This window comes from Neisseria sp. P0001.S005 (assembly GCF_051963715.1).
On sequence record NZ_JBQCTZ010000930.1, the window covers coordinates 1 to 298 of the forward strand.

1 pseudogene is annotated in these 298 nt (G+C 59.7%); it reads right to left on the reverse strand.

The annotated features are described in order from the left end of the window. Positions 1-298 (reverse strand): annotated as a pseudogene (locus ACTHSP_RS23545) (tRNA uridine-5-carboxymethylaminomethyl(34) synthesis GTPase MnmE); the annotation flags it as partial.

Genomic DNA, 298 nt, shown 5'->3' on the forward strand with positions numbered 1-298 from the left:
GGCTTTCGCTTTCGCCCTGCCAGCCGATTACCTGCAACAGTGCGTGTTTGAGCAAATCGAGACCCGCGCCGGTTATGGCGTACAGGCTGATGACGGTGTCCGCGCCGGTTTGCGCGAGGCCGTCTGAACGGATGGCGACGGGTTCGCCGGTCAGGTCGGCTTTGTTGTGGATTTCGATTTTTTTCACACCTTCGGGCAGGCTGTTCAAAATGGCTTGGGTTTTGGCGTTCACGCCTTCGCGCGGGTGAATCAGAATCAGGGCGACATCGGCTTCGGAGACGGCTTTGCGGCTGCGCTC